General features: G+C 67.9%; 19 protein-coding genes. 8 read left to right on the forward strand and 11 right to left on the reverse strand.

All coding sequences use genetic code 11. From position 1 onward, the window contains the following. Positions 1–22: 22 nt before the first annotated feature. A complete protein-coding gene (locus O4G76_RS13085) occupies positions 23–670 on the reverse strand; it encodes a hypothetical protein (RefSeq protein ID WP_269397749.1) in 648 nt (215 codons plus the stop codon). Between the two features lie 184 nt (positions 671–854). Between O4G76_RS13085 and O4G76_RS13090 the strand changes: the two genes are divergently transcribed. Further along, positions 855–3353 (forward strand): FAD-dependent oxidoreductase, encoded by a 2499-nt coding sequence (locus tag O4G76_RS13090; RefSeq protein ID WP_269397750.1) that lies wholly within the window; start codon positions 855–857, stop codon positions 3351–3353. 18 nt (positions 3354–3371) lie between these two features. Here O4G76_RS13090 and O4G76_RS13095 read toward each other — a convergent pair whose 3' ends face one another. From O4G76_RS13095 to xdhA, 8 genes are all read right to left on the reverse strand, one after another. Then, positions 3372–3863 (reverse strand): VOC family protein, encoded by a 492-nt coding sequence (locus tag O4G76_RS13095; RefSeq protein ID WP_269397751.1) that lies wholly within the window; start codon positions 3861–3863, stop codon positions 3372–3374. 107 nt (positions 3864–3970) lie between these two features. Beyond that, positions 3971–5047, reverse strand: a complete 1077-nt coding sequence (locus O4G76_RS13100) for a BMP family ABC transporter substrate-binding protein (RefSeq protein ID WP_269397752.1) — start codon at positions 5045–5047, stop codon at positions 3971–3973. A 31-nt stretch (positions 5048–5078) separates the two neighbouring features. Next, positions 5079–5990 (reverse strand): ABC transporter permease, encoded by a 912-nt coding sequence (locus tag O4G76_RS13105; RefSeq protein ID WP_269397753.1) that lies wholly within the window; start codon positions 5988–5990, stop codon positions 5079–5081. Continuing rightward, positions 5987–7069 carry an ABC transporter permease gene (locus O4G76_RS13110; protein WP_269397754.1) on the reverse strand — a complete coding sequence of 361 codons (1083 nt, stop codon included), beginning with the start codon at positions 7067–7069 and terminating at the stop codon, positions 5987–5989. Before O4G76_RS13110 ends, O4G76_RS13105 begins: the two co-directional genes overlap by 4 nt. A 59-nt stretch (positions 7070–7128) precedes the next feature. Further along, positions 7129–8652 (reverse strand): ABC transporter ATP-binding protein, encoded by a 1524-nt coding sequence (locus O4G76_RS13115; RefSeq protein ID WP_269397755.1) that lies wholly within the window; start codon positions 8650–8652, stop codon positions 7129–7131. Beyond that, positions 8649–9578, reverse strand: coding sequence for a xanthine dehydrogenase accessory protein XdhC (xdhC, locus tag O4G76_RS13120; RefSeq protein WP_269397756.1), 930 nt, complete (start codon positions 9576–9578; stop codon positions 8649–8651). The genes O4G76_RS13115 and xdhC overlap by 4 nt, the downstream gene beginning before the upstream one ends. Then, positions 9575–11977 (reverse strand): xanthine dehydrogenase molybdopterin binding subunit, encoded by a 2403-nt coding sequence (gene xdhB / locus O4G76_RS13125; RefSeq protein WP_269397757.1) that lies wholly within the window; start codon positions 11975–11977, stop codon positions 9575–9577. The genes xdhC and xdhB overlap by 4 nt, the downstream gene beginning before the upstream one ends. After that, a complete protein-coding gene (gene xdhA, locus O4G76_RS13130) occupies positions 11974–13458 on the reverse strand; it encodes a xanthine dehydrogenase small subunit (RefSeq protein WP_269397758.1) in 1485 nt (494 codons plus the stop codon). Before xdhA ends, xdhB begins: the two co-directional genes overlap by 4 nt. 308 nt (positions 13459–13766) lie before the next feature. Here xdhA and O4G76_RS13135 point away from each other — a divergent pair, with 308 nt between their 5' ends. From O4G76_RS13135 to O4G76_RS13145, 3 genes are all read left to right on the forward strand, one after another. Beyond that, positions 13767–13895, forward strand: coding sequence for a hypothetical protein (locus O4G76_RS13135; protein WP_269397759.1), 129 nt, complete (start codon positions 13767–13769; stop codon positions 13893–13895). A 170-nt stretch (positions 13896–14065) separates the two neighbouring features. After that, on the forward strand, positions 14066–17575 hold the full coding sequence (gene dnaE / locus O4G76_RS13140; protein ID WP_269397760.1) for a DNA polymerase III subunit alpha: 3510 nt from the start codon (positions 14066–14068) through the stop codon (positions 17573–17575). Positions 17576–17650: 75 nt separating this feature from the next. Further along, complete coding sequence (locus tag O4G76_RS13145) at positions 17651–18214, forward strand: hypothetical protein (protein WP_269397761.1); 564 nt, start codon at positions 17651–17653, stop codon at positions 18212–18214. A gap of 3 nt (positions 18215–18217) precedes the next feature. Here the strand turns inward: O4G76_RS13145 and O4G76_RS13150 are convergent, their stop codons facing one another. Further along, on the reverse strand, positions 18218–18421 hold the full coding sequence (locus tag O4G76_RS13150; RefSeq protein ID WP_085896876.1) for a SlyX family protein: 204 nt from the start codon (positions 18419–18421) through the stop codon (positions 18218–18220). A 108-nt stretch (positions 18422–18529) separates the two neighbouring features. Between O4G76_RS13150 and hisS the strand changes: the two genes are divergently transcribed. The 3 genes from hisS to hisG are packed head-to-tail and all read left to right on the forward strand — an operon-like array spanning position 18530 to position 21956. Beyond that, positions 18530–20176 (forward strand): histidine--tRNA ligase, encoded by a 1647-nt coding sequence (gene hisS / locus O4G76_RS13155; RefSeq protein WP_269397762.1) that lies wholly within the window; start codon positions 18530–18532, stop codon positions 20174–20176. Further along, entirely contained in the window at positions 20173–21267 is a 1095-nt protein-coding gene (locus tag O4G76_RS13160; protein WP_373568036.1) for an ATP phosphoribosyltransferase regulatory subunit, read from the forward strand. The genes hisS and O4G76_RS13160 overlap by 4 nt, the downstream gene beginning before the upstream one ends. Continuing rightward, on the forward strand, positions 21264–21956 hold the full coding sequence (gene hisG, locus O4G76_RS13165) for an ATP phosphoribosyltransferase (RefSeq protein ID WP_269397763.1): 693 nt from the start codon (positions 21264–21266) through the stop codon (positions 21954–21956). The genes O4G76_RS13160 and hisG overlap by 4 nt, the downstream gene beginning before the upstream one ends. Here the strand turns inward: hisG and O4G76_RS13170 are convergent. After that, on the reverse strand, positions 21953–22375 hold the full coding sequence (locus tag O4G76_RS13170) for a DUF1489 family protein (protein WP_269397764.1): 423 nt from the start codon (positions 22373–22375) through the stop codon (positions 21953–21955). The two genes, hisG and O4G76_RS13170, sit on opposite strands and share 4 nt — an antisense overlap. Positions 22376–22576: 201 nt before the next feature. Here O4G76_RS13170 and O4G76_RS13175 point away from each other — a divergent pair, with 201 nt between their 5' ends. Further along, positions 22577–24853 carry an adenosylcobalamin-dependent ribonucleoside-diphosphate reductase gene (locus tag O4G76_RS13175; RefSeq protein WP_269397765.1) on the forward strand — a complete coding sequence of 759 codons (2277 nt, stop codon included), beginning with the start codon at positions 22577–22579 and terminating at the stop codon, positions 24851–24853. Positions 24854–25260: the final 407 nt, after the last annotated feature.

Here is a 25260-nt window from a genome sequence, read left to right on the forward strand (position 1 = left end):
ACAACCGGGCAGGCGAGGGCGCTCAGGCGCTGGGTGGCCAGGCCTTGGGGAAGGTCGGGGGCAGGGGCCCCTGCTCGAGCAGCTCGGCATAGCTCGCGATCGAATGCCCCTCCTCGACATCGCTCACCGGTGGGCTCAGCCAATGCACCGAGCCGATATGGCGAAAGCCGAAGAAGCGCGGTGGCAGGTGGCACAGCGTGTCGTCGGTGCGGCAGATGTTGAGCACGAAGCCCTCGCGGCCGAAATGCGCCCGCCCGAGATGGGTGCGCGGGCTGCCGAAGGAGAGGCTCGGCACTCCGAGCGAGGCGCCGACGATCTGCGCCGAGGCCCCGCCAAGGGAATGACCGATGATGAAGGCGGGTTTCTGCGGCTTGGCGAAGGCGTAGACGATCTGCGCGTGTTCGAGGAATCCCGCGTGCCAGATCGCGCCGCTGTCGCCCGCCGCCATGCGGAAGCCATGCGCATCGGGGGCGCGGTCATGGATGAAGTCGAAGTTGAACTCGAACCAGTCCGAGAATTCGTTGGTCCCGGCGATGTAGAGGATGCCGCGTTTCAGCATCGCCGCCTGCACGCCGCGCAGGTCGATGGTTTCGACGACGTCGGGCCCGTCCAGCCCCCCATCCATCCGGTCGATGATCCGCGCCGCCTCGGCGACATCGAGCGTCTTCATGGCTGCTCCCGGGACTATGCGCAGAGGGTGGCGTCATTGGACGTCATGCTTGCCGCGCCTGTCCAGAGTTTCCGCGCCTCCGCGCCGCTCTTGTCGCATTCGGCGCGCGAGAGGTCGCCGGGCTTCGGGCCGTTTCGCGGATTCGCGCGATGGTGCGGGCAAGGCCAGCCCCGGAGTGCGCGCGATGAAGACCCATGTGAAAGCCCTTGTCGTCGGCGGTGGCGCCGTCGGCACCTCGATCGCCTATCACCTCGCGAAAGCCGGGTGGGATGAGGTGATGCTTCTCGAGCGCGACGAGTTGACCTCGGGCTCCACATGGCACGCGGCCGGCCTGCTGCCTTATTTCAACATGTCCTACGCGACGACATGGATCCACGACCATTCGATCAAGCTCTACAAGACACTGGAGCAGGAGACCGGGCTTGACGCGGGCTTCTTCGTGGTGGGCAACCTGCGCATGGCGCAGTCGAAGGCGCGCATGGACGAATACATGCTCTACGCCTCGACCGCCGAGACGGTGGGCGTGCCGTTCGAATGGATGACGCCCGCGCAGATCAAGGAGCGCTGGCCGCTGGTGCGCACCGAGGATCTCGAAGGCGCGATCTTCCATCCGACCGACGGCTACATAAACCCCGCCGACGTCACCATGGCGATGGCCAAGGGCGCGCGGCAGAGGGGCGTCACGATCGAGCGCAAATGGCAGGTCGACGGCTACGAGTGGACCGGCTCGGAATGGCGCGTGACCGTCACCAAGATGGTCGAGAAGGGCGGCAACCTCGTGCCATCCGGCGAGCAGACCGTCATCACCGCCGAGCATGTCGTTACCGCCACCGGCAACCACGCGCAGCGCACCGCGCGCCTGCTCGGCATCAAGATCCCGGCGATCCCGGTCGAGCACCAGTTCATCGTCACCGAGCCCGACCCGGCCCTGGTCGAATGGCGCAAGGACAACCCGCAGCACCCGGTGCTGCGCGACGCCGACGCCAAGTGGTACGTGCGCGAGGAACGCGGTGGCTGGATCCTCGGGCCTTACGAGCGCGGTGCCCCCGCGCGCTTCCCCTACGGCGTGCCCGACAGCTTCCGCGCCGACCTGTTCCCGCTCGATCTCGACCGGATCGAGGAGGAATACATGTCGATGATCCATCGTATCCCGTCCTCGGAGACGGTGGGGCTCAAGGACGATTTCAACGGCCCGATCTGCTACACGCCCGACGGCAACCCGCTGATCGGCCCGGCGCCGGGCCTGCGCAACATGTGGCTGGCCGAGGGCTTTTCCTTCGGTATCACGGCGGCTGGCGGGGCGGGGCACTACCTCGCGCAGATGATGGTCGAGGGCGAGGCCGAGATCGACATGGCGTCGCTCGACCCCAAGCGGTTCGGGTCTTGGATGACGACCGACTATGCCGTGGCCAAGAACGAGGAGGCCTATGAGCACGTCTACATCCTGCACCACCCCGACGAGGAGCGCCCGGCGGCGCGACCGCTGCGCACCTCGCCCGCCTATGACCGGCAGAAGAAGGCAGGCGCGCAGTTCGGGCAGGTGAACGGCTGGGAACGGCCGAATTATTATGGCCCCGCCGATGCGCCCGAGGGCTTCGACCACGACGCCCGCTCGTTCCGGCGGGGCGGCTGGTGGGAATACGCGGCAAGCGAGGCGAAGGCGATCCGCGAAGGCGTCGGGCTGATCGACGCCACGGCGTTTGCCAAGCACGAGGTGAAGGGGCCGGGCGCGGCGGCCTTCCTCGACTGGTTCACCACCAACAAGCTGCCGAAAGTGGGCCGCATCAACCTCACCTACGCGCTGACGGATGCCGGCACCACGCGCACCGAATACACCATCGTGCGGCTGGCCGAGGACCGGTTCTACCTCGTCTCGGCCGGGGCCTGGGCGGCCTATGACGGCGATTTCCTACGAAAGGCCGTGGAGGACAAGGAGGTCGAGTTCGGCCGGATCGACGTGCAGGACGTGACCACGCAATGGGGCGTCTTCGCCATCGCGGGCCCCCGTTCGCGCGAGGTGCTGAACCGGCTGGTGCGCGACGCCGACCCCGCGACGGTGCTGTCGAACAAACGGTTCCCATGGCTGTCATGCCGCGAGATCGAACTCGGCATGGTGCCGGTGCGGGCGCTGCGCGTCGCTTATACCGGCGAGCTGGGCTGGGAACTGCACCATCCGATCGAGATGCAGACCCACCTGTGGGACAGGTTGATGGAGGCGGGCGCGCCTTCGGGAATGAAACTGGTGGGCGCGCGGGCGCAGAACTGGCTCCGGCAGGAGAAGTCCTACCGCGCCTTCGGCACCGAGCTGGGCCGCGACGCGACACCGCTCGAGGCCGGTCTCGACCGCTTCGTCGACCTGTCCAAGGAGTTCCACGGCAAGGCGGCGATGGAGGCGATCGGCATCCGGTCGAAATGCGTGACGCTGCTGATCGACGGGCCGCAGGACGCCGATCCGTGGGGCCGCGAGGCGCTCTATGCGGGGGGTGAGAAGGTCGGGCGGTTGACCTCGGGCGGTTGGTCGGCGGCCTTCGGGAAGTCCATCGGCATGGGCTATGTGCGCCCGGATCTGGCGGCGCCGGGGACGAAGCTCAAGATCAGGATGTTCCGCGAGTTGTGGGATGCCGAAGTCTGCGAGGACAGCCCCTACGATCCCGCCAACACCACGATCCGCGCCGACGGCTAGATCGCGGTGCGCCCGTCCCTACCGGGCGGGCGGGTCGCCGCGGCAGGCACGCTCCAGCGCCGCGAGGTCGAGCTTCACCATCTCCATCATCGCCGCCATCAGCCGTTTCGACTGGTCTTCATCCGCCTCCCGTAGCATCGCCTCGAAAGGCTCGGGCACCAGCTGCCAGCGCAGGCCGTAGCGGTCCTTGAGCCAGCCGCACTGCATTTCCTCCCCGCCATCCGCCAGCAGGGCCGCCCAGAGCCGGTCCAGCCCGGCCTGATCGGGGCAGGGGACCGAGAGCGAGACCGATTCGTTGAAGGTGGCGTAGGGCCCGCCGTTCAGCGCCTGCATCTCCTGACCGTCGAGGCTGAACTCGACGAGGATGACGTCGCCGGCGCGGCCGCCGGGCCAGTCCATGGCACTGGTGTTGCGCGCGGTGATCTCCGAGTTCGGAAAGACCGAGACATAGAATTCGGCGGCCTCCTCTGCCTGTCCGTCGAACCATAGGCAGGGTCTGATCCTTGGCATGTCGCGTCCTCCCTTGCGCCAGCGCCATGCTACACGGGGGCGGGTCATGCGCGAACGCGAAAAGGCCCGCCACGGGGGCGGGCCTTCGAGTTGTCGGTGGAGGCAGGTTACTGCGGGATGTCGCCCTCGATCCCCTCGACGTAGAAGTTCATGCCGAGCAGCGTCTCGTCATCGGCCACTTCGCCCTCGGCCAGCCATTCCGAGCCGTCCTGCTTGTTGATCGGGCCGGTGAAGGGGTGGGTCTCGCCGGCGGCGATCGCATCCTTGAGCGCCAGCGCGGCCTCCTTCACCTCGGCCGGCACGGCCTCGGTGATCTCACCGATCTCCACCATGCCGCTGTCGATGCCGCCCCAGGTATCGGTCGACTCCCAGCTGCCGTCGAGCACCGCGCCGACCCGGTCGACGTAATACTGGTTCCAGTTGTCGATGATCGAGCTGACCCGCGGCTCGGGCGCGTAGTCGAGCATGTCGGAGGCCTGGCCGAAGGTGATGACGTCGCCCGCCTCCTGCGCCGCGGCTTGCGGCGCCGTGGAATCGGTGTGCTGCAGGATCACGTCGGCGCCGGCGTCGATCAGCGCCTTGGCGGCCTCGGCCTCTTTCGCCGGGTCGAACCATGTGTAGGCCCAGACCACGCGGAACTCGACCTCGGGGTTGACCTTCTTGGCCTGGATGTAGGCGGCGTTGATGCCGCGGATCACCTCGGGGATCGGGTAGGAGCCGATATAGCCGATGATGTTGCTCTCGGTCATCTCACCGGCGATCAGGCCCTGCACGGCGCGGCCCTCGTAGAAGCGGGCCGAGTAGGTCGAGACGTTGTCGGCGCGCTGATAGCCGGTGGCGTGCTCGAACTTCACGTCCGGGAATTTCGCCGCGACGTTCATCGTCGGCTCCATGAAGCCGAAGGAGGTGGTGAAGATCAGGTCCGCCCCCTGCAGCGCCATCTGCGTCAGCACGCGCTCGGCGTCGGGGCCCTCGGGGACGCTTTCGACATAGACCGTCTCGACCTTGTCGCCGTACTCTTCCTCGACCGCGAGGCGGCCCTGATCGTGCTGGTAGGACCAGCCCAGATCGCCGATCGGGCCGACATAGATGAAGCCAACCTTGGTCTTGTCGTCCTGCGCCATCGCCCCGGTGGCGAGGCCCATGGCGGCGGTGGCACCCAGAAGCACTGTCTTGAAGGTCATGTCGTTGTTCCCTGTTGGTGGATCTTCCGCCTCAGCTCGAGGCGTGGAAGCTGCGGCCGAGCGAGCCGGGGGCGCGCCCCGCCCGCAGGATGACGAGAACGAGGATGGTCGCCAAGTAGGGCGCCATCTGCAGGTATTCGATCGGGATCTGCACGCCGCCCGAGGCCTGCAGCGCCAGTTGCAGCGCCGTGGCACCGCCGAACAGCCAGGCGCCCAGCACCAGCCGACCCGGTCGCCAGCTGGCGAAGACGACGATGGCGAGCGCGATCCAGCCGGCGCCGGCGGTCATCCCTTCGGTCCATTGCGGCACGCGCACGAGGCTGAGATAGGCGCCGCCCAGCCCCGCGCAGGCGCCGCCGAAGGCGATGGCCAGAAGCCGCACCCGCACCACCTTGTAGCCCAGCGCATGCGCCGCGTCGTGGTTCTCGCCCACCGCGCGCAGCACCCGACCGGAGCGGGTCCGGTTGAGAAACAGCCAGACGCCGAGCACGATGAAGAGCGCGATGTAGACCATGGCGTCGTGGCGAAACAGCACCGGGCCGAGAAAGGGGATGTCGCGCAGCACCGGCAGGTAGAGATCCGGCACCACCGGACCCTTCACGCCGATATAGCCCTGTCCCAGAAGCGCCGAGAGGCCGAGGCCGAACAGCGTCAGCGCAAGGCCGGTCGCCACCTGGTTCGACAGGAACAGCTGGGTGAGCACGCCGAAGACCATCGACAGCAGCGCCGCGCCCAAGGCCGCCCCCGCGAAGCCGAGCCAGGGCGAGCCGGTCGAGGTCGCCGCGATGAAGCCGCAGACCGCGCCGGTGATCATCATCCCCTCGACGCCGAGGTTGAGCACGCCGGCGCGTTCGACCACCAGCTCGCCGATCGCGGCGAGCAGGATCGGGGTGGAGACGATGATGATCGCCGAGAGCAGCAGGATCGGGTCGATATTGCTCATGCCGCCACCCTCCGGCCGAAACGGATGCTGAAATTGGTCAGAAGATCGACCGCCAGCAGGAAGAACAGCAGCATGCCCTGGAACATCTGGATCGCGGCCAACGGCAGGTTCATCTGCAGCTGCGCCAGCTCGCCGCCGATATAGGTGAGCGCCATCAGCAGCCCGGCCAGCAGGATGCCGATCGGGTTCAGCCGCCCGAGGAAGGCCACGATGATCGCGGTGAAGCCGTAGCCCACGTTGAAGTCGATGCTGAGCCGACCCGCGGGACCGGCCACCTCGAACATCCCCGCGAGCCCGGCAAGCCCGCCGGAGATGCCCATGCAGACCACGACGAGCCAGCCCGGATTGACGCCGCCGAAGACGGCGGCGCGCGGGCTCTGCCCGGCGAGGCGGACCCTGAAGCCGAGCTGGTGGCGGGTCATCACCACCTGGCCCACGATCACCGCGGCAAAGGCCAGCGCCACGCCCCAGTGCAGCCCGGTGCCCGGGATCAGGTCGAGATTGGCGGCGGAGGGGTATTGCGCGAGGTTGCGCGACCCGGGAAAGCCCATGCCCTCGGGGTTGCGAAGCAGCCCCAGCGACATCGAGGCCAGCAGCGCTTCGGCGACATAGACCAGCATCAGCGAGACCAGCACCTCGTTGGTGCCGAAGCGGACCTTTAGCAGCGCCGGGATCATCGCCCAGAGCAGCCCGCCCAGCGCGCCCGCGACGATCATCGCGGGAAACACGATCCACGTTTCGGCGGGATAGATGGCAAGGCCGGTGGCGGCGGCGCAGATCGCCCCGAGGATGTATTGCCCCTCGGCGCCGATGTTCCAGATCCCGGCCCGGAAGCCCAGGGAGAGGCCGATGGCGATGAGGATCAGCGGCCCCGCCTTCACGAGGAGCTGGGGCCGCGAATAGGAGGCGAAATCCCCGAAGAGCGGGTCCCAGAAGATGGTGCGGATCGCCTCGACCGGGTCCTTGCCCAGGAGCGCGAACATCAGCCCGCCCGCCACCATGGTCAGCGCCACGGCAACGAAGGGCGTGGCGATCGTCCAGGCGCGGGACGGTTCGGGGCGGCGGTCGAGCCGGATCACGCGGTGGCTCCCGAGGCGCGGGGCCCCTGCTTCTTCACTCCGGAAATACTCAAGATCCCTCAGCCTTCCCCATGCGCTGGCGTCATGTCATGCGCGCCACCCAGCATCATCCCGATCTCGTCGATGCCCAGCCCCTCTGCCGGGCGCGGCGCGCTCAGGCTGCCGCCGTTCAGCGCCGCGAAGCGGTCCGAGATCTCCATCAGCTCGTCGAGGTCCTGGCTGATGACGATCAGCGCCGCACCCGCCTCGGCGAGGTCCAAGAGCGCCTGCCGGATCGTCGCGGCGGCGGCGGCGTCGACGCCCCAGGTGGGCTGGTTCACGACCAGCACCTCGGGGCGCTGCATGATCTCGCGACCGATGACGAATTTCTGCAGGTTGCCGCCCGACAGCGCCCGCGCCGCGGTGCCGGCACCCGGCGTGCGTACGTCGAAACGCTCGATCACCCGCTCGGCGAAACCGCGGGCCCGGCCCCAGCGCAGAAAGCCGTGCCGCACCAGATCCTCGCGCGGACCGGCGGTCAGAAGCGCGTTCTCGGTGAGGCTCATATCCGGGGCGGCGGCGTGCCCCATGCGCTCCTCGGGGGCGCAAAGAAGACCCATCCGGCGGCGTGCGTTGACGCCAACGGTACCGATTTCGCGCCCCTTCAGGCGGATCATGCCGGGCGCCACGGACATCTCGCCCGACAGCGCCATGGCCAGCTCGTCCTGACCGTTGCCGGCGACGCCGCCGATGCCGAGCACCTCGCCCGCCCGCAGGCTCAGGTCGATATGCTTGAGCGCGGTGCCGAAGGCGCGCGGGGCGGGGGCCGAGAGGCCGGTCAGCTCCAGCACCACCTCGCCGGTGCGGCCGCCCGCGCGCGAAGGCGTGGAGAGCGTCGCACCGACCATCTGCTCGGCCATGTCGCGCGCGGCCGTGACCTTGGGGTCGCATTTGCCGACCACCTTGCCGTGGCGCAGGATCGTCGCGCTGTCGCAGATGGTGCGGATCTCCTCCAGCTTGTGGCTGATATAGAGGATCGACACGCCCTCGGCGCGCAGCTTGCGCAGCGTCTCGAACAGGATCTGCACCTCCTGCGGGGTCAGCACCGAGGTCGGCTCGTCCATGATCAGGAGCCGGGGCTCCTGCAGCAGGCAGCGCACGATCTCGACCCGCTGGCGTTCGCCGGCCGAGAGGTCTCCGACGATGCGGTCGGGGTCGAGCGGCAGGCCGTAGGATTGCGAGACCTCGCGGATCTGCGCCGCGAGACGGTTCAGCGCGGGCGGCGTCTCCATGCCCAGCGCCACGTTCTCGGCCACGCTCATCGCGTCGAACAGCGAGAAATGCTGGAACACCATGGCGACGCCGGCGGCGCGCGCGGCGCGGGGTTCCGGCGGCGCGAAGGGCTGGCCGTCGAGCCGCATGGTCCCGGCATCGGGCTGCACGAGGCCGTAAATCGTCTTGACCAGCGTCGACTTGCCCGCGCCGTTCTCGCCCAGAAGCGCATGGACCTCGCCGCGGGCGATGTCGAAGGATACCTCCGAATTGGCCACGACGCCGGGATAGGCCTTGGTCAGGCCGGACAGCTCCAGCAACGGCGTCGTCATACGGCCCGGTCCCTCGTCATCGTCTTGTTCCCGGACCTCAGTAGCGCGGCGGCCACGCCGACGGCAATGGCTTGGGGATCTCTGCCCAGAGAGGTGTCACCGATCGGACAGGCAATGCGGGAAATCAAGGCGTTGGAATGGCCCAGCGCCGCGAGACGCGACCGGAAGCGGGCCCATTTCGTGGCCGAGCCGATCAGCCCGCAGCTGGCGAAGCCGTGGTTCAGGGCGGCGTGGCACAGCGCGAGATCGAGGTCGTGGTCGCGGGTCAGGATCAGGTGATCGGCATCGCGCGGTGCGCGCGGCATCAGCGCCGGCGGCGTCGCGGCGGGGATCGCCGTAACGCCTTCGGGGATGGTGTCCGGAAAGCAGTCGGGCGCGAGATCGATCCAAGTGATCGCGCGACCGGGCATGGGGGCCATGACCGAGACCACGGCCCGGCCGACATGGCCGGCGCCCCAGACCCAGAGCGGCCGCGTCTCGGGGAGGGCGGCCTCGATCAGCCAGCTCTCGACCAGCGCCGGTGCCGCGCCGGGTCGCATCGTGTCACGTTTGCGTGCCACGGCCTCCGGCATCTCGTGCGCGGGGCCGAGCGGACGGGCGCGGGGCAGGCTGTCGGGCAGATCGCCCGCCTCGAAACGCTCCCACACCAGTGTCACGGCCCCGCCGCAGCACTGACGCAGCGCCGGGCCCAGCGGCAGGCGGCGCTGCGCGGTGGCGCGCCCCGCCGCCAGCATGTCGCGCGCCGATCGGATCGCCTCGTGTTCGAGCGCGCCGCCGCCGACGGTGCCGGACTGGCCCTCCTCCCAGACCAGCATCGCGGTGCCGGCGTCACGCGGTGCCGAGCCCGCGGTCGCCGCGACCAGCACGCGCACCACCGGCCCGTGGGCGGCGATGGCGGCGGCCAGGCTGTCGCGGTCGAAGCTCACCCCTTCGCCCTCCTGACGGCAGCGAGCACGCGCTCGGCCGTGGCAGGCGCGTCGAGGTTCGGATAGGCGGGACCGCAGGAAGAGGCCGCGTGGCTCAGCGCCAGAAAGGCTGAAATGCCGAGCATGAAGGGCGGCTCGCCCACCGCCTTGGAGCGGTAGATCGTCTGCGCCGGGTTCGGCGCGTCCCACAGATCCACGTGAAACAGGTCTGGCCGGTCCGAGCAGGCGGGGATCTTGTAGGTCGAGGGCGCGTGGGTCCGGAGTGCGCCCTTCTCGTCCCAAACCAGCTCCTCGGTGGTGAGCCAGCCCGCACCCTGCACGTAGCCGCCCTCGATCTGGCCACGGTCGAGCCCCGGGTTCAGCGAATGCCCCGCATCATGCAGGATGTCGGTCCGCAGGATGCGGTTCTCGCCGGTCAGCGTGTCAATCGCCACCTCGGTCACGGCGGCACCGTGCGCGAAGTAGAAGAAGGGCCGGCCCTGACCCTTGATGCGGTCCCATTTCAGGTCCGGCGTCTTGTAGAAGCCGGTGGCCGAGAGGCTCACGCGCGCCTCGTAGGCGAGCTTGACCGCCTGCTCGAAGCTCAGGCTTTCGCCGCCGACATGGACCTGGTCGTCGGCAAAGCGCACCTCCGAGGCGCTGCATTGATGCAGCCCGGCGAGGAACTCGGCGATCCGGGTCCGGATCGTGTCGCAGGCGGCCTTCGCCGCCATGCCGTTCAGATCCGAGCCGGAGGAGGCGGCGGTGGCCGAGGTGTTGGGCACCTTGTGGGTGTCGGTCGCGGTGATCCGCACCCGTTCGGGCGAGACGCCGAAGCGCGAAGCGGCGACCTGCGCCACCTTGCGGAACAGGCCCTGTCCCATCTCGGTGCCGCCATGGTTCAGGTGGATCGAGCCGTCCTGGTAGACATGCACCAGCGCGCCAGCCTGATTCAGGTGGGTCAGCGTGAAGGAAATGCCGAACTTGACCGGCGAGAAGGCGATGCCGCGCTTGAGTATCGGGTTCTCGGCGTTCCACTGCGCGATGGCCTTGCGGCGGGCCTTGTAGTCCGAGGTCTCCAGCAGCCGCTCGGTCATCTCGTGCAGGATGAAATCGGTGACCTCCATGCCGTAAGGCGTGGTATTGCGACCCTTTTCCGGCGCGGCTTCCCCCGCAGGAAGCTGCGTCTGCGCGCCGCGCGAGGCGAGGTCTGTGTCGCCATCGGTGGGCAGGGCGGGCGCCGGGTCGTCGTGGTGCTGCGGCGCCTCGTTCAGCTCTGAGGCCGCGCGGTAGTAGTTGCGCTGCCGTACCTCGACCGGGTCGAGGCCCAGCTCATGCGCCACCTCGTCCATCACCCGCTCGATGCCGAGCACGCCCTGCGGTCCGCCGAAGCCGCGGAATGCGGTGGCGGATTGGTGGTTGGTCTTGAGCCGATGCGAGGTGATCCGCACCGCATCGAGCAGATAGGCGTTGTCGGCATGCAGCATCGCCCGGTCGGCCACCGGCAGCGACAGGTCGAGCGACCAGCCGCAGCGGGTGTAATGGGTGAAGTCGACACCGAGCACCCGGCCGCTCTCGTCATACCCGACCTCGTAATCGACGCGGAAATCGTGCCGCTTGCCGGTGATGGTCATGTCGTCGTCGCGGTCGTAGCGCATCCGGCAGGCGCGGCCCGTTTTATGCGCGACGATGGCGCAGGCCACGGCGAGCGCGTTGCCCTGGCTCTCCTTGCCGCCGAAGCCGCCGCCCATGCGCCGGCATTCGACCTTGACCGCCGACATCGGCAGGCCAAGCGCATCGGCCACCTTGTGCTGGATCTCGGTCGGGTGCTGGGTCGAGGAGTGAATCGTGACCCCGTCCTCCTGCGGCTGCGCCATCGCGGCCATGCCTTCGAGATAGAAGTGCTCCTGGCCGCCCATCTCGATCCGGCCCCTGAGCTTGCGCGGGGCGTTCGCGATGGCGGCCTCGGCGTCGCCCTTGGACCAGATGCGCGGCCCGTCCTCGAAGCGCGAATTGGCGGCGAGCGCCTGCTCGACGGTGAGGATCGGCTCCTCTTCCGCGTATTCGATGTCTGCCAGGCGCGCCGCCTTGCGCGCGGCGAGGTGGCTGTCGGCGGCGACGAGGAAGAGCTGTTGGCCGAGGTAATGCACCGCGCCGTCCGACAGCAGCGGCTCGTCATGGGCGCTGGGCGAGCAATCGGCGGGCCGGTCGAGATTCTCGGCCGTCAGCACCATGGCGACACCGGGAGCGGCGCGGACGCGGTCGAGATTCATCGACACGATCCGCCCGCGCGCGATGCGCGACAGGCCGAAGGCGAGGTGCAGCGCATGGGCGGGGGCGGGGATGTCGTCGATGTAGCGCGCCTGTCCGGTGACGTGCAGCACCGCGCTGTCATGGGGGAGGGGTTTGCCGACGCTCATGCCCGCACCTCCAGAACGCTGGTTCGCTGGCCCGACACCTCGGCGAAGTAGCGCCGCGCGAGGCCCTGCGCCGACTCCAGCCGATACTGGGCCGAGGCACGCATGTCGGTGAGCGGGGTGAAGTCGTCGGCCAATGCGGGCAGCGCCGTCTCGACGCTTTCGATGTTCCAAGGCTTGCCGGTGAGCGCGGCCTCGAAGGCGCGCGCGCGCTTGGGCGTCGCGGCCATGCCGCCGAAGCCGGTACGGATCGCGGTGACCACCCCGTTCTCGACGCTCACGTCGAATGCGGCACAGACGGCGGAAATGTCCTGGTCGAAGCGCTTGGAGATCTTGTAGACTCGGAAGCTCTCGCGGGTCTCGGGCAGGCTCACCGCCTCGACGAACTCGCCGGGTTGCCGGTCCTGCTTGCCGTAGTCGATGAAGAATGCCTCGAGCGGCAACTCGCGACGGTCGTCGCCGCGACGCAGGTGGATCGTGGCGCCCAGCGCGATCAGTGCGGGGGCGTTGTCGCCGATGGGCGAGCCGTTGGCGAGGCTGCCGCCGATCGTGGCGGCGTTGCGCACCTGCACCGAGCCGTAGCGGCGCACCATCTCGGCATAGGAGGGGTAGGGCGCGGCGAGCGTTTCCATGACTCGCGTCATCGTCACACCCGCACCGAAGCGGATGCGGCCATCCTTGGTCTCGATGCGCTTCAGATCCTCGCAACGGTTGAGAAAGGCCGTCTCCGGCAGGGCGCGCAGTCCCTTGGTGACCCACAACCCGACATCGGTGGCGCCCGCGATCAGCGTCGCCTCGGGGTGGTCGAGATACCATGCCGCCAGTTCGTCGGCGCTCTCGGGGATGAAGCCCGGCGCTTCGGTCAGCGTCGCATCGCTGCCCCGGCCCGCCTCGGGCTCGTAGGGCGCACGACCGCCCGCCGGGCCGCTGGCAGCGTCGGCGCTCCGGGCGGCGTCGCCCGCGACCTGCGCGGTGGTGAGCGTCGCGAGCTTCTCGCGGTCGCTTTCGATCCACGCGGGCAGGGCGGTGCCTTCGGCGGCCTCGGCCGCGCGGATGATCGGCGCGTAGCCGGTGCAGCGACACAGATTGCCCGCAAGCTGGTCGTCATGGTCGGTGCGGCCCTGCGCATGGGCCGCGGCCATCGCCATCACGAAGCCCGGCGTGCAGAAGCCGCACTGGCTGCCGTGATGCTCGACCATCGCCTGCTGGACGGGATGCAGCGCACCGCCCTCGGCCAGCCCCTCGACCGTGCGCACGGCACGGCCCTGAAGCTGCGGCAGGAACAGGATGCAGGCGTTGAGCGCGCGCAGGCCCCCCTCGGGGTCGGTGACGATCACCGTGCAGGCGCCGCAATCACCCTCGTTGCAGCCCTCCTTGGTGCCGGTCAGGCCCCGTTGTTCACGAAGGTAATCGAGCAGGCTGCGCGTCGGCGCCCCGCCTGCGCGTACCGTCTCTCCGTTGAGAAGAAACGCGATCTCGGTCATCGCTAGATCCGCCGCCTTACCATGTGCCTTTGGGTGATCCTACCCGGTCGATGCGGCGTAGACCGGGACACCCTCATGTCGAACAACATGAAACCCGATGCGGGCCGCGCTTGGCAAGTGTCTCGTATCTGCCGTGGCGGAACGCGAGTCGAGGGGCGCGCGCTCGCCTGAAGGATGGGTCCGGTGGAGGCCGTCCATGGATCGCCCGAGCCAAGCCGCCGTGCTCGCCACGCAACATCCGCCCAATACTATCGGCGGTGCCGCTGACGAGCCGATATTCATGGCTGCTCATCACGGATCATCCGGGCTTGGAGCGGAGCGCCGGCATTGGCGAAGCCGTCGGCACGGTACGCGATTTCGTGGCGACCCCCGGTGGCGAGATCGTGATGGCGCGGGTCGAAGCCCCGGACGGCGCGCGCCGCGCCGTATCTCTCTAGCTGATGGCGGTGGGGAGCGCAGACGGCAAGGCGATCCGGGCCACGCGGGCGGCCGCCGATCTCACCGGCTCGCGAAAGCTCGTGGATCTCGCATCACAACTTTCGGACTGACCGGGGGGCAGGGGCGGCGCGCGCTTCCCGCGTCCGCCTCGTCGGGATAGAACTCCGGCATGGCCAATCCCCGATTCATACATCTGCGCGTTCACACCGAGCATTCGCTGCTCGAAGGCGCGATCCCCGTGAAGAAACTGCCGGGTCTCGCCGCCAAGGCCGAGATGCCCGCCGTGGCGATCACCGATACCAACAACATGTTCGCGGCGCTCGAATTCTCCGAGACGGCGGCGAAATCGGGGGTGCAGCCGATCGTCGGCTGCCAGATCGACCTGTGCTACCTGCCGCCCGAGCCGGGCAAGCGCCCCGAGCTACCCGCGCCGATCGTTCTGCTGGCGCAGAGCGAGGCCGGCTACATGAACCTGATGAAGCTGAACTCCTGTCTCTACCTCAAGAGCGACGGGCAGCTTCCGCAGGTCTCGATCGAGGAGGTCGAGGCGCTGTCGGGCGGGCTGATCTGCCTGACGGGCGGCCCCGATGGCCCGATCGGACGGCTCTTGCGGCAGGGCCAGAGGCCCAAGGCCGAGGCGCTGATGGGGCGGCTCAAGGCGGCGTTCCCGGACCGGCTCTATGTCGAGCTGCAGCGCCATCCCGGCGAGGACGGCTTGCCCGAGGCCGAGAAGCTGTCCGAGCGTGGCCATGTCGAGATGGCCTATGCGATGGACCTGCCGCTGGTCGCGACCAACGACGTGTATTTCCCGAAGCCCGAGATCTACGAGGCGCATGACGCGCTGATCTGCATCGCGCAGGGTGCCTATGTCGACCAGCAGGAGCCGCGCCGCAGGCTCACCGCGCAGCACTATTTCAAGAGCCCGCAGGAGATGGCGACGCTGTTCGCCGATCTGCCCGAGGCGCTGGAGAACACGGTCGAGATCGCGAAGCGCTGCGCCTTCAAGACCTACAAGCGCGCGCCGATCCTGCCGAAATTCGCCGATGACGAGGTGGTTGAACTGCGGCGTCAGGCGCAGGAGGGGCTCAAGGCCCGCCTCGCCGTGATCCCGCATGCGGTGAGCGTCGAGGAATACGAGCAGCGGCTCGAATTCGAGCTGGGCATCATCGAGGGGATGGGCTTCCCGGGCTACTTCCTGATCGTCGCCGACTTCATCAAGTGGGCCAAGGACCACGACATCCCCGTGGGGCCGGGACGGGGCTCGGGCGCGGGCTCTCTCGTGGCCTACGCGCTGACCATCACCGACCTCGACCCGCTGCGCTACTCTTTGCTGTTCGAGCGCTTCCTCAACCCCGAGCGGGTCTCGATGCCTGACTTCGACATCGACTTCTGCATGGATCGCCGCGAGGAGGTGATCCGCTACGTGCAGGAGAAATACGGCCGCGAGAAGGTGGGCCAGATCATCACCTTCGGCGCGCTGCTGTCGAAGGCCGCGGTGCGCGATGTGGGCCGGGTGCTGCAGATGCCCTACGGCCAGGTCGACCGGCTGTCGAAGATGATCCCGGTCGAGGGGGTCAAGCCGGTCTCGATCGAGAAGGCTTTGGCCGACGAGCCGCGGCTGCGGGAGGAGGCCAAGAACGAGGAGGTGGTGAACCGGCTGCTGACCTATGCGCAGCAGGTCGAGGGGCTTTATCGCAACGCCTCGACCCACGCCGCCGGCGTGGTGATCGGCGACCGGCCGCTCGACGCGCTGGTGCCGCTCTACCGCGATCCGCGCTCGGATATGCCCGCGACCCAGTTCAACATGAAATGGGTCGAGCAGGCGGGTCTGGTGAAGTTCGACTTCCTCGGTCTCAAGACGCTGACGGTGATCCAGAACGCGATGGATCTGATCCTGAAATCGGGTCGGCCATTGCATGTGTCGGCCGACGGGGCCGAGCTTTACACCCCGCCCGAGGGGGCGGAGAACCAGATCAACCTGATCCCGCTCGACGACGAAAAGACCTACGAGCTCTATTCGCGCGCCAAGACGGTGGCGGTGTTCCAGGTGGAATCCTCGGGCATGATGGATGCGCTCAAGCGCATGAAGCCCACCTGCATCGAGGACATCGTGGCGCTGGTGGCGCTCTACCGCCCCGGCCCGATGGAGAACATCCCGGTCTATTGCGAGGTCAAGAACGGCCAGCGCGAGATCACCTCGATCCATCCCAGCATCGACTACATCCTCGCCGAGACGCAGGGCATCATCGTCTACCAGGAACAGGTGATGCAGATCGCGCAGGTCATGGCGGGCTACAGCCTTGGCGGCGCCGACCTCTTGCGCCGCGCCATGGGCAAGAAGATCGCCGAGGAGATGGCCAAGGAGCGCCCCAAATTTGTCGACGGGGCGATGAAGAACGGGGTCGACAAGAAGAAGGCGATGGAGGTCTTCGACCTTCTGGAGAAGTTCGCCAATTACGGCTTCAACAAGTCCCACGCCGCCGCTTATGCCGTGGTCAGCTACCAGACGGCATGGCTCAAGGCGAACCACCCGGTCGAATTCATGGCCGGTGTCATGAACTGCGATATCCATCTCACCGACAAGCTCGCGATCTACTTCCAGGAAGTGCGCAAGGGGCTGTCGCTCGAATGGACCCCGCCCTGCGTGAACCGCTCGCAGGCGACCTTCGACGTGAAGGACGGCAAGCTGGTCTACGCGCTGGGCGCACTCAAGAACGTGGGCGTGGAGGCGATGCGGCTGATCGTCGAGGGCCGAGGCGAAAAGCAATTCGCCACGCTCTACGACCTCGCGCGCCGCGTCGATCTCAAGAAGGTGGGCAAACGACCATTGGAGATGCTGGCCCGGGCCGGGGCTTTCGACGCGCTCGACCGCAACCGTCGGCGGGTGTTTTCCGGGCTCGACGCGCTGGTCGCCTATTCGGCCGCGATCCACGAACAGAAGGCCAGCGCGCAGGTCTCGCTCTTCGGCGAGGCGGGCGACGATCTGCCCGAGCCGCGGATGCCGCAGGTTACCGATTGGTTGCCTGCCGAGCGGCTGGCCGAGGAGTTCAAGGCCGTCGGCTTCTACCTCTCGGGGCACCCGCTCGACGACTACCTCGCGCCTCTGAAGCGCAAGGGCGTGATGACGCTCGACGAAGTGCTTGAACAGGCAGGCGCGCGCGGCGCCTTCGTCGGCAAGATGGCCGGTACCGTGGCGGGGCGGCAGGAGCGCAAGTCGGCGCGCGGCAACCGCTTTGCCTTCGTGCAACTCTCGGACCCGACGGGGCAGTTCGAGGTGACGATGTTCTCCGACACTCTGGAGGCGGCGCGCGAGCATCTGGAGACCGGGTCACAGGTGGTGGTGCAGGTCGAGGCGACGATGGAGAGCGACCAGCTCAAGCTTCTGGGCCGCTCGGTCGCGCCGATCGAGGGGGTGGTCGCGGATGCGGGTGGTTCGGGGCTGCGCGTGTTCCTCGAACAGCCCGACGCGATCACCATGCTGGCCAACGTGCTGGAACGGGCCGGGCGCGAGGTGCCGAAGGGCCAGCGCATCGCGCGCGGGCCGATCAGCATCTGCCTGATGGGCGAGGGGCTGCCCGGCGAGGTCGAGATCGACTGCGGCGCCGACTGGCCGGTGACACCGCAGATCAAGGGCGCGCTTCGCTCGCTGCCGGGGGTGATCGAGGTCGAGGAGGTCTGAGCGGGCTCCCGCCCGCGCGATGGACGCGGGGGAGCAGCGCGCTAGAACCGGGCAAGGCCCAACCGGAGATCACCCATGCGCCTCGCCTTCGTGTTCTGCGCCCTGACCCTGCTCGCCGCCTGCGAGGCCGGGCCCGGCGGTGGCAGCGCCACGCTCTCGACCCCCGGACCCGATACCCGGGAGGTCGCGCCCGGCACGGCGCTGCCGTTCGGGCAGATGGCAAAGGTCTGCGGCGTGTCGACATCGGCGCTGGGCACCCCGGTCGCCACCGAGGCGGGCTTCACCCTCTACGATACCGCCGCGACATCGACCGCGCAGCGCACGCAATACGTGACCGGCTTCGCCGATGGCTGCGCACGGCAATTCACGGCGGCTCTGGCGCTGTTTGGCAATGTCGGAACGCTTGAGGCCACCTCTTACGGCGCAGGGATATCGCATAGCCCGGTCGAGCCGGCCTATGAGGAGGTGAAGCGGCAGATCTGCGGCGTGCCGAGGGGACAGCCCTGCGGCCGCGCCACCGCCCGGTTGGCGCGCAACACGACCTTCCTCACCGCCTATGCCGCCTTCGGCGCGAGCGGCCGCCATGCCGACATGCTGCTGCATGACGGACGCGCCCTGGCGATGGGGGTCGAGGGCTGAGCCTCAGTAATGCGGCGGGCGCTCGTTGCCGATGGTGACGCCGCTGTCGGCCTCGGCCTCCGCTTCGGCCAGACGCTCGCCCAGCATACGCATGCGCCGGGTGAGGGCGTCGATGTCGCGCTCTTGCCGCGCCACCACGTCCGACAGGTCCTCGACCGTGCGGATCAGGTGGCTCAGCCGCTCTTCGATGTCGATCTGGTCGGTCATGCCCTCTAAACACACCAGCGACGCGTGGGTTTCAAGCCCGAAGGTTGCCCCCGCGAGCGGCCCGCGCTAAGCCCGCGCGCGACTCCGCTCCCGAAAGGATGCCGATCCATGGCCAAGGACAAGATCCGCCGCCCCCGCGCCGAGACGCCGAAGGGGTTCCGTGACTATTTCGGCGCCGAGGTCACCGCGCGCGCCGCGATGCTGCGCCGGATCGCCGAGGTCTATCATCGCTACGGATTCGAGGCGCTGGAGACCAGCGGCGTCGAGACGGTCGAGGCGCTGGGCAAGTTCCTCCCCGATGTCGATCGCCCGAACGAGGGCGTCTTCGCCTGGCAGGAGGACGCGGAAGGCGACAGGCCCGGCGACTGGCTGGCGCTGCGCTACGACCTGACCGCGCCGCTGGCGCGGGTCTATGCCCAGCACCGCAACGACCTTCCGGCCCCCTATCGTCGCTATGCGATGGGTCCGGTGTGGCGCAACGAGAAGCCCGGTCCGGGCCGGTTCCGTCAGTTCTACCAGTGCGACGCCGACACGGTGGGCGCGCCCTCGGTGGCCGCCGATGCCGAGATCTGCGCCATGCTCGCGGACACGCTGGAAGCCGTCGGCATCTCGCGCGGCGACTACATCGTGCGCGTCAACAACCGCAAGGTTCTCAACGGCGTGATGGAAGTGGCGGGCGTTCTGGATCCGTCCGATCCCGAGAGGTTCGCGCATGAGCGCGGCATCGTGCTGCGCGCCATCGACAAGCTCGACCGTCTGGGCACGGATGGCGTGCGCGCGCTCTTGGGCGAGGGCCGCAAGGACGAATCCGGCGACTTCACCAAGGGGGCCGGGCTCGGTGCCGAACAGGCCGAGGTCGTGATGGGGTTCGTCGAAGCCAAGCAGCAAGTCGTAGATCGGCTGTCCGCCAAAGCTGGATTGCCTGACGTTTCTTTCCAAGAGAAATGGGATGCATTGTTTGCAAGTTTTGCAATCGATGGGCCTGATGCCAACGATCCAGCGGTTTCCGTAGATGATGTTCGGAGGTGGAACGACGAGATACTAGAGCATCTCGAGAAACTTGTTGAGGGTTCGAATACTGGCGAAAGTGGTGTTGCTGAGTTGCGTGAAATGGCGGGACTACTGGCGGCTCAGGGTATGGGACCTGACCGCGTAATTATTGACCCCTCGGTCGTGCGGGGCCTTGGCTACTACACCGGCCCGGTCTTCGAGGCCGAGCTGACCTTCGAGATCCCCGACGAGAAGGGTCGGCCGCGCCAGTTCGGCTCGGTCGCGGGCGGCGGGCGCTACGACGATCTGGTCAAGCGCTTCACCGGGCAGGCCGTGCCCGCCACCGGCGTCTCGATCGGCGTCGATCGGCTGCTCGCGGCGCTCGCCGCCAAGGGGCGCGGCGAGGCGGAGGCGCAGGGGCCGGTGGTCGTCACCGTGATGGATCGCGACCGCATGGCCGATTACCAGGCGATGGCCTCCGAATTGCGCGCCGCCGGCATCCGCGCCGAGGTCTATCTCGGCAACCCCAAGAACTTCGGCAACCAGATGAAATATGCCGACCGGCGCGGCAGCCCGGTCGCCGTGATCGAGGGGGCTGACGAGAAGGAGCGCGGCGTGGTGCAGATCAAGGACCTGATCCTCGGCGCGCAGATCGCCAAGGAGGCCACGCTCGAGCAGTGGAAGGACCGCCCCTCCCAGATCGAGGTGCCGCGCGACGAGCTGGTCGAGCGGGTCCGTGCGATGATCGAAAGCCAGTCGTCATGATGCCCGGACCCATGGGGCCGGAGGCCCGCGCCGAGGCGGCGCGGCTCTCGGCCATCTTCGAGGGCTTGGGCGCGCAGCCGGTCGACACCTCGATCCTGCAGCCCGCCGACGTGCTGCTCGACCTCTATGGCGAAGATATCCGCGCCCGCGCCTATGTCACCGCCGACCCGCTCAGGGGCGAGATGATGCTGCGCCCGGACTTCACCGTCCCGGTTGTGCGCGCGCATATGGATGAGGGCGGTGATCCGGCCCGCTACAGCTATGCGGGCGAGGTGTTCCGGCGTCAGGAAACCGACCCGGCGCGGCCGATCGAGTTCCTGCAGGTGGGCTTCGAGATCTTCGGCGGCGAGCCGGCGCAGGCCGATGCCGAGGTTTTCGCGACCATTTCGGGAGCGCTGGAGGGGCTCGAACTTCGGCCCGCCACCGGTGATATCGGCATCTTGATGGCGGCGGTGCGTGGTCTGAAGACATCCGAGGCCCGCAAGGGCGCGCTGCTGCGCCATGTCTGGCGTCCGCGCCGATTCCGGGCGCTGCTCGACCGCTATGGCGCGCGCACCCCGCTGCCTGCCCACAAGAAGGCGCTGTTGGCGGCCGCCGATCCCTTCGAGGGTGCCGGGCCGGCGCTTGGGCTTCGCGGCCGGCGCGAGGTCGAGGCGCGCATCGCCACGCTGCGCGCGGAGGCCGACACGCGGCCCCTCTCCGAGGAGGAGATGGCGCTGGTCGACATGATCCTCGACCTGCGCGAGACCGCGCCCAACGTGCTGTCGGCGCTGCGCGACATCGCCGTGGACATGCCGGCCATCGGCGATGCGGTGACTGGGCTGACCCGCCGTCTCGATGCCATGTCGGCACGCGGCATCGACGTGGACGCGCTGCCCTTCGAGGGCAGCTTCGGCCGCACCACGCTCGAATATTACGACGGCTTCGTCTTCGGCTTCCAATCCCCCACTCGCGCCGACCTGCCGCCGGTGGCCACCGGCGGGCGCTACGACGCGCTCACCCGGCATCTCGGGAAGGGCCGTGCCGTGCCCGCCGTGGGCGGCGTGATCCGGCCCGAGCTGGCGGTGCAGATCAGGGAGGGCCGGGCATGACGATCCGTCTCGGCGTGCCGTCCAAGGGGCGGTTGATGGAAAAGACCTTCGACTGGTTCGGCGCGCGCGGCCTGACCCTGCGCAAGCGCGGCAACGACCGCGAATACGCGGGCGTGGTCGAGGGCATCGACGGTGTCGAGCTGGCGCTCCTGTCGGCGGGTGAGATCCCGCGCGAACTGGCCGCCGGCCGGCTGCATCTCGGTGTCACCGGATCGGATCTGGTGCGCGAAAAGGTGGCGGGCTGGGACCTGCGCCTGCGCGAACTGGCGCAGATGGGCTTCGGCGGCGCCGATCTCGTGATCGCCGTGCCGCAGGGCTGGGTCGATGTCGACACGCTCGACGATCTCGATGCGGTGGCCGCGGCCTTCCGGCGTGACCACGGGTTCCGGCTGCGCATCGCCACCAAGTATCACCGGCTCACCCGCGAATTCCTGAAAGAGCACGGCGTCGCCGACTACCAGCTGGTCGACAGCCAGGGCGCGACCGAGGGCGTGGTCCGCAACGAGACCGCCGAGGCGATCTCGGACATCACCTCGACCGGCGAGACGCTGCGCGCCAACGGGCTCAAGATCCTCTCCGACGGGATGATCCATTCGAGCCAGGCGACGCTGTTCCGCTCGAGCACCGCCGAGTGGTCCGAGGCGCACCGCGCCACGCTCGACGCGCTAGAGGACAAGCTCGGCCTTTAAAGGACGCCGATTTCGGCGAGCGCCGCCTGCAGCGCGGGCGGCAACGGTTCCTCGGCCTCGCGCCCCGGCACGAGGTCGCGCGGCGCGTCGCCGGCGGCAAGGTAGCGCCAGCCCTGAAAAGCCCGCTTGGGCGTCGCCGCGACCCGCACCAGCCCCGGCTCGCAGACGATGGCACAGCGGCGGATGCCGTCGCCGCGATCCACCTCGTCGAAACGGATCACCCGCTGGCGGCACAGGATCACGCCCTTGATCACCCAGTAAATCGATCCGCCGTCGAGCACCTCATCGGCACGCTTGGGCCACATGCGGGTGACGTGGCGTGGCAGCCCGTCGGGGCCCTGTCCGCGCCGGTCGGCCTGCCAGGCCGCGAGGTCCGAGACGTCTTCGGTCCCGACCGAGAGCTTGATGAGATGCAGCATGATGAAGGACTTAGAAGCCGGGGCAGGGGGCCGCAAGTCGCGATTTCGTGTTGTGATAAAATCGCAATTTCTTGTGGATAAGGCTGTGTCAAACACAATCTGTAGCTTGGAACGTGCTATGATACACTATATCGACGGTGACCGTCGGGACCTGAGTCCCTCATGCATTTCCAATAAGTTCAAAGCCGAAGGACCGCCCTCATGACCCGTTTTTCCGCGCCGATCGCCGAACAGATCTGGGACATGAAATATCGCTTCAAGCAGAGCGACGGCACGCCGATCGATACCAGCGTCGAGGATAGCTGGCGCCGCATCGCCCGGGCGCTGGCGGCTCCGGAGAAGGACCCGGCGCATTGGGAAGAGAAGTTCTACGGCGCGCTCGAGGACTTCCGCTACCTGCCCGCCGGCCGGATCACCGCCGGCGCCGGTACCGCCCGCGCCGTGACGCTGTTCAACTGCTTCGTCATGGGCACCGTGCCGGATTCGATGTCGGGCATCTTCGACATGCTCAAGGAAGCGGCGCTGACCATGCAGCAGGGCGGCGGCATCGGCTACGATTTCTCGACCATCCGGCCGCGCGGCGCCGAGGTGAAGGGCGTGGCCGCCGATGCCTCGGGCCCGCTGTCCTTCATGGATGTCTGGGACGCGATGTGCCGCACCATCATGTCGGCCGGCTCGCGCCGCGGCGCGATGATGGCGACGATGCGCTGCGACCACCCCGACGTCGAGGCCTTCATCACCGCGAAATCCGACCCGGCCCGGCTGCGCATGTTCAACATGTCGGTACTGGTCACCGATCCGTTCATGGAGGCCGTGAAGGCCGACGGCACCTGGGACCTCGTCTTCAAGGACAAGGTCTACAAGACCGTGCAGGCGCGCGACCTGTGGAATGCGATCATGAAGTCGACCTACGAGCAGGCCGAGCCGGGCGTGATCTTCATCGACCGCATCAACCAGATGAACAATCTCGGCTATTGCGAGAGCATCTCGGCCACCAACCCCTGCGGCGAGCAGCCGCTTCCGCCCTATGGCGCCTGCCTGCTGGGGTCGATCAACCTCGCCAAGCTGGTGAAGAACGAATTCGAGACCGGTGCCAAGCTCGACGAGGCCGAGCTCGACGATCTCGTGGCCCTCGCGGTGCGGATGATGGACAACGTCGTCGACGCCTCGAACTTCCCGCTGCCGGCGCAGGCCGAAGAGGCCCGCAACAAGCGCCGGATCGGCCTCGGCGTCACCGGCCTCGCGGATGCGCTCTTGATGGTCGGACTGCGCTATGGCTCCGACGAGGCGGCGGCGCAGACCGAGGCCTGGATGAAGCGCATCGCGCGTGCCTCCTACCTCTCCTCCGTCGAACTGGCGAAAGAGAAGGGCGCTTTCCCGCTCTTCGATGCCAAGAAGTACCTCGCCTCGGGCAACATGCAGCAGATGGACAAGGACGTGCGCGACGCGATCGCCAAGCACGGCATCCGCAACGCGCTGCTGACCTCGATCGCGCCCACCGGCACCATCTCGCTCTATGCGGGCAACGTGTCGTCGGGGATCGAGCCGGTCTTCGCCTATGCCTACACCCGCAAGGTGCTGCAGAAGGACGGATCGCGCACCGAGGAGGAGGTCGTCGACTACGCCGTGCAGGCCTGGCGCGAGAAGTTCGGCGACAAGGAGCTTCCCGACTACTTCGTCAACGCCCAGACGCTGGCGCCGCTCGACCACGTGAAGATGCAGGCCGCGGCGCAGAAGTGGATCGACAGCTCGATTTCCAAGACGATCAACTGCCCCGAGGATATCTCCTTCGAGGCGTTCAAGGACGTCTACATGGAAGCCTACGAGACCGGCTGCAAGGGCTGCACCACCTACCGCCCGAACGACATCACCGGATCGGTGCTTTCGGTGTCCGAGCCCGCCAAGGCGCCCGAGGCCAAGTCGGCGCCCGCCGAGCCCACCGGTGGCGAGGTGATCTACATGTCCGAGCCGCTGGATCGTCCGGCCGAGCTGGAGGGCGCGACCTACAAGCTGAAATGGCCCGACAGCGAGCACGCGATTTACATCACCGTCAACGACCTCGTCGTCGGCGGCCACCGTCGCCCCTTCGAGGTGTTCATCAACTCCAAGAACATGGAGCATTTCGCCTGGACCGTGGCGCTGACGCGGATGGTCTCGGCAGTGTTCCGGCGCGGTGGCGACGTCTCCTTCGTGGTCGAGGAGCTGAAGGCCGTGTTCGATCCGCGCGGTGGCGCCTGGATGCAGGGCAAGTACGTCCCGTCGATCCTCGCCGCGATCGGTGGCGTGATCGAGAAGCACATGATCTCCACCGGCTTCCTTGCCGGCGAGGGTCAGGGCCTCAAGGAGGATCCGCAGCAGCAGGTCGTCAACCTCGACGCCCCGCGCGGCAAGTCCTGCCCCTCCTGCGGCAGCTTCGAGCTGCGCATGGTCGAGGGCTGCATGACCTGCGGTAGCTGCGGTCACTCGAAGTGCGGGTGAGTTGAGATTTGGCCTCTTGCCAGAAAGGCATATGAGTGCGAATTGAAAGCATAAGCGTGCGAGTTGCACGTCAAGCGCTTTCTTCGATGACCCCGGCAGGAATGCCGGGGTCATTCTCGTTTCGGCCACCGACACAGGAAGTGGCGTTCTAGGGTCGCCCACATGAAGAGGTTCCTGTGCTCCACGCCACCGTCGGAGAACCTCCATTTCTGCAGGCCGAAAGCCGGCGACAGCAACTTCTGCCATGTCCATCCCGTTTCCAACGACAAGTTGCGCAGCTGTTCTGCCCCCAATGGAGTGCTCCGCCCACTGAGATAGATTTATCTCGTTAGGAGGAGGACGAAGCGATGGGTGGAAAGCGCGAGAAGCCCGAGGACGTCGTGCTGAAGCTGCGGCAGATCGAGGTG

This window comes from Limimaricola sp. G21655-S1, assembly GCF_027213785.1.
In the GTDB taxonomy this organism is placed as follows: Bacteria; Pseudomonadota; Alphaproteobacteria; order Rhodobacterales; family Rhodobacteraceae; genus Limimaricola.

Excerpts from the sequence above, each read along its gene's own strand:
- hisG (WP_269397763.1), top strand. The coding sequence starts at position 21,264 with ATGACGATCCGTCTCGGCGTGCCGTCCAAGGGGCGGTTGATGGAAAAG.
- O4G76_RS13160 (WP_373568036.1), top strand. The coding sequence starts at position 20,173 with ATGATGCCCGGACCCATGGGGCCGGAGGCCCGCGCCGAGGCGGCGCGG.
- O4G76_RS13175 (WP_269397765.1), top strand. The coding sequence starts at position 22,577 with ATGACCCGTTTTTCCGCGCCGATCGCCGAACAGATCTGGGACATGAAA.
- O4G76_RS13100 (WP_269397752.1), bottom strand. The coding sequence starts at position 5,047 with ATGACCTTCAAGACAGTGCTTCTGGGTGCCACCGCCGCCATGGGCCTC.
- xdhB (WP_269397757.1), bottom strand. The coding sequence starts at position 11,977 with ATGAGCGTCGGCAAACCCCTCCCCCATGACAGCGCGGTGCTGCACGTC.
- O4G76_RS13095 (WP_269397751.1), bottom strand. The coding sequence starts at position 3,863 with ATGCCAAGGATCAGACCCTGCCTATGGTTCGACGGACAGGCAGAGGAG.
- O4G76_RS13170 (WP_269397764.1), bottom strand. The coding sequence starts at position 22,375 with ATGCTGCATCTCATCAAGCTCTCGGTCGGGACCGAAGACGTCTCGGAC.
- O4G76_RS13105 (WP_269397753.1), bottom strand. The coding sequence starts at position 5,990 with ATGAGCAATATCGACCCGATCCTGCTGCTCTCGGCGATCATCATCGTC.
- xdhA (WP_269397758.1), bottom strand. The coding sequence starts at position 13,458 with ATGACCGAGATCGCGTTTCTTCTCAACGGAGAGACGGTACGCGCAGGC.
- dnaE (WP_269397760.1), top strand. The coding sequence starts at position 14,066 with ATGGCCAATCCCCGATTCATACATCTGCGCGTTCACACCGAGCATTCG.
- O4G76_RS13145 (WP_269397761.1), top strand. The coding sequence starts at position 17,651 with ATGCGCCTCGCCTTCGTGTTCTGCGCCCTGACCCTGCTCGCCGCCTGC.
- O4G76_RS13090 (WP_269397750.1), top strand. The coding sequence starts at position 855 with ATGAAGACCCATGTGAAAGCCCTTGTCGTCGGCGGTGGCGCCGTCGGC.
- O4G76_RS13085 (WP_269397749.1), bottom strand. The coding sequence starts at position 670 with ATGAAGACGCTCGATGTCGCCGAGGCGGCGCGGATCATCGACCGGATG.
- O4G76_RS13150 (WP_085896876.1), bottom strand. The coding sequence starts at position 18,421 with ATGACCGACCAGATCGACATCGAAGAGCGGCTGAGCCACCTGATCCGC.
- hisS (WP_269397762.1), top strand. The coding sequence starts at position 18,530 with ATGGCCAAGGACAAGATCCGCCGCCCCCGCGCCGAGACGCCGAAGGGG.
- O4G76_RS13115 (WP_269397755.1), bottom strand. The coding sequence starts at position 8,652 with ATGACGACGCCGTTGCTGGAGCTGTCCGGCCTGACCAAGGCCTATCCC.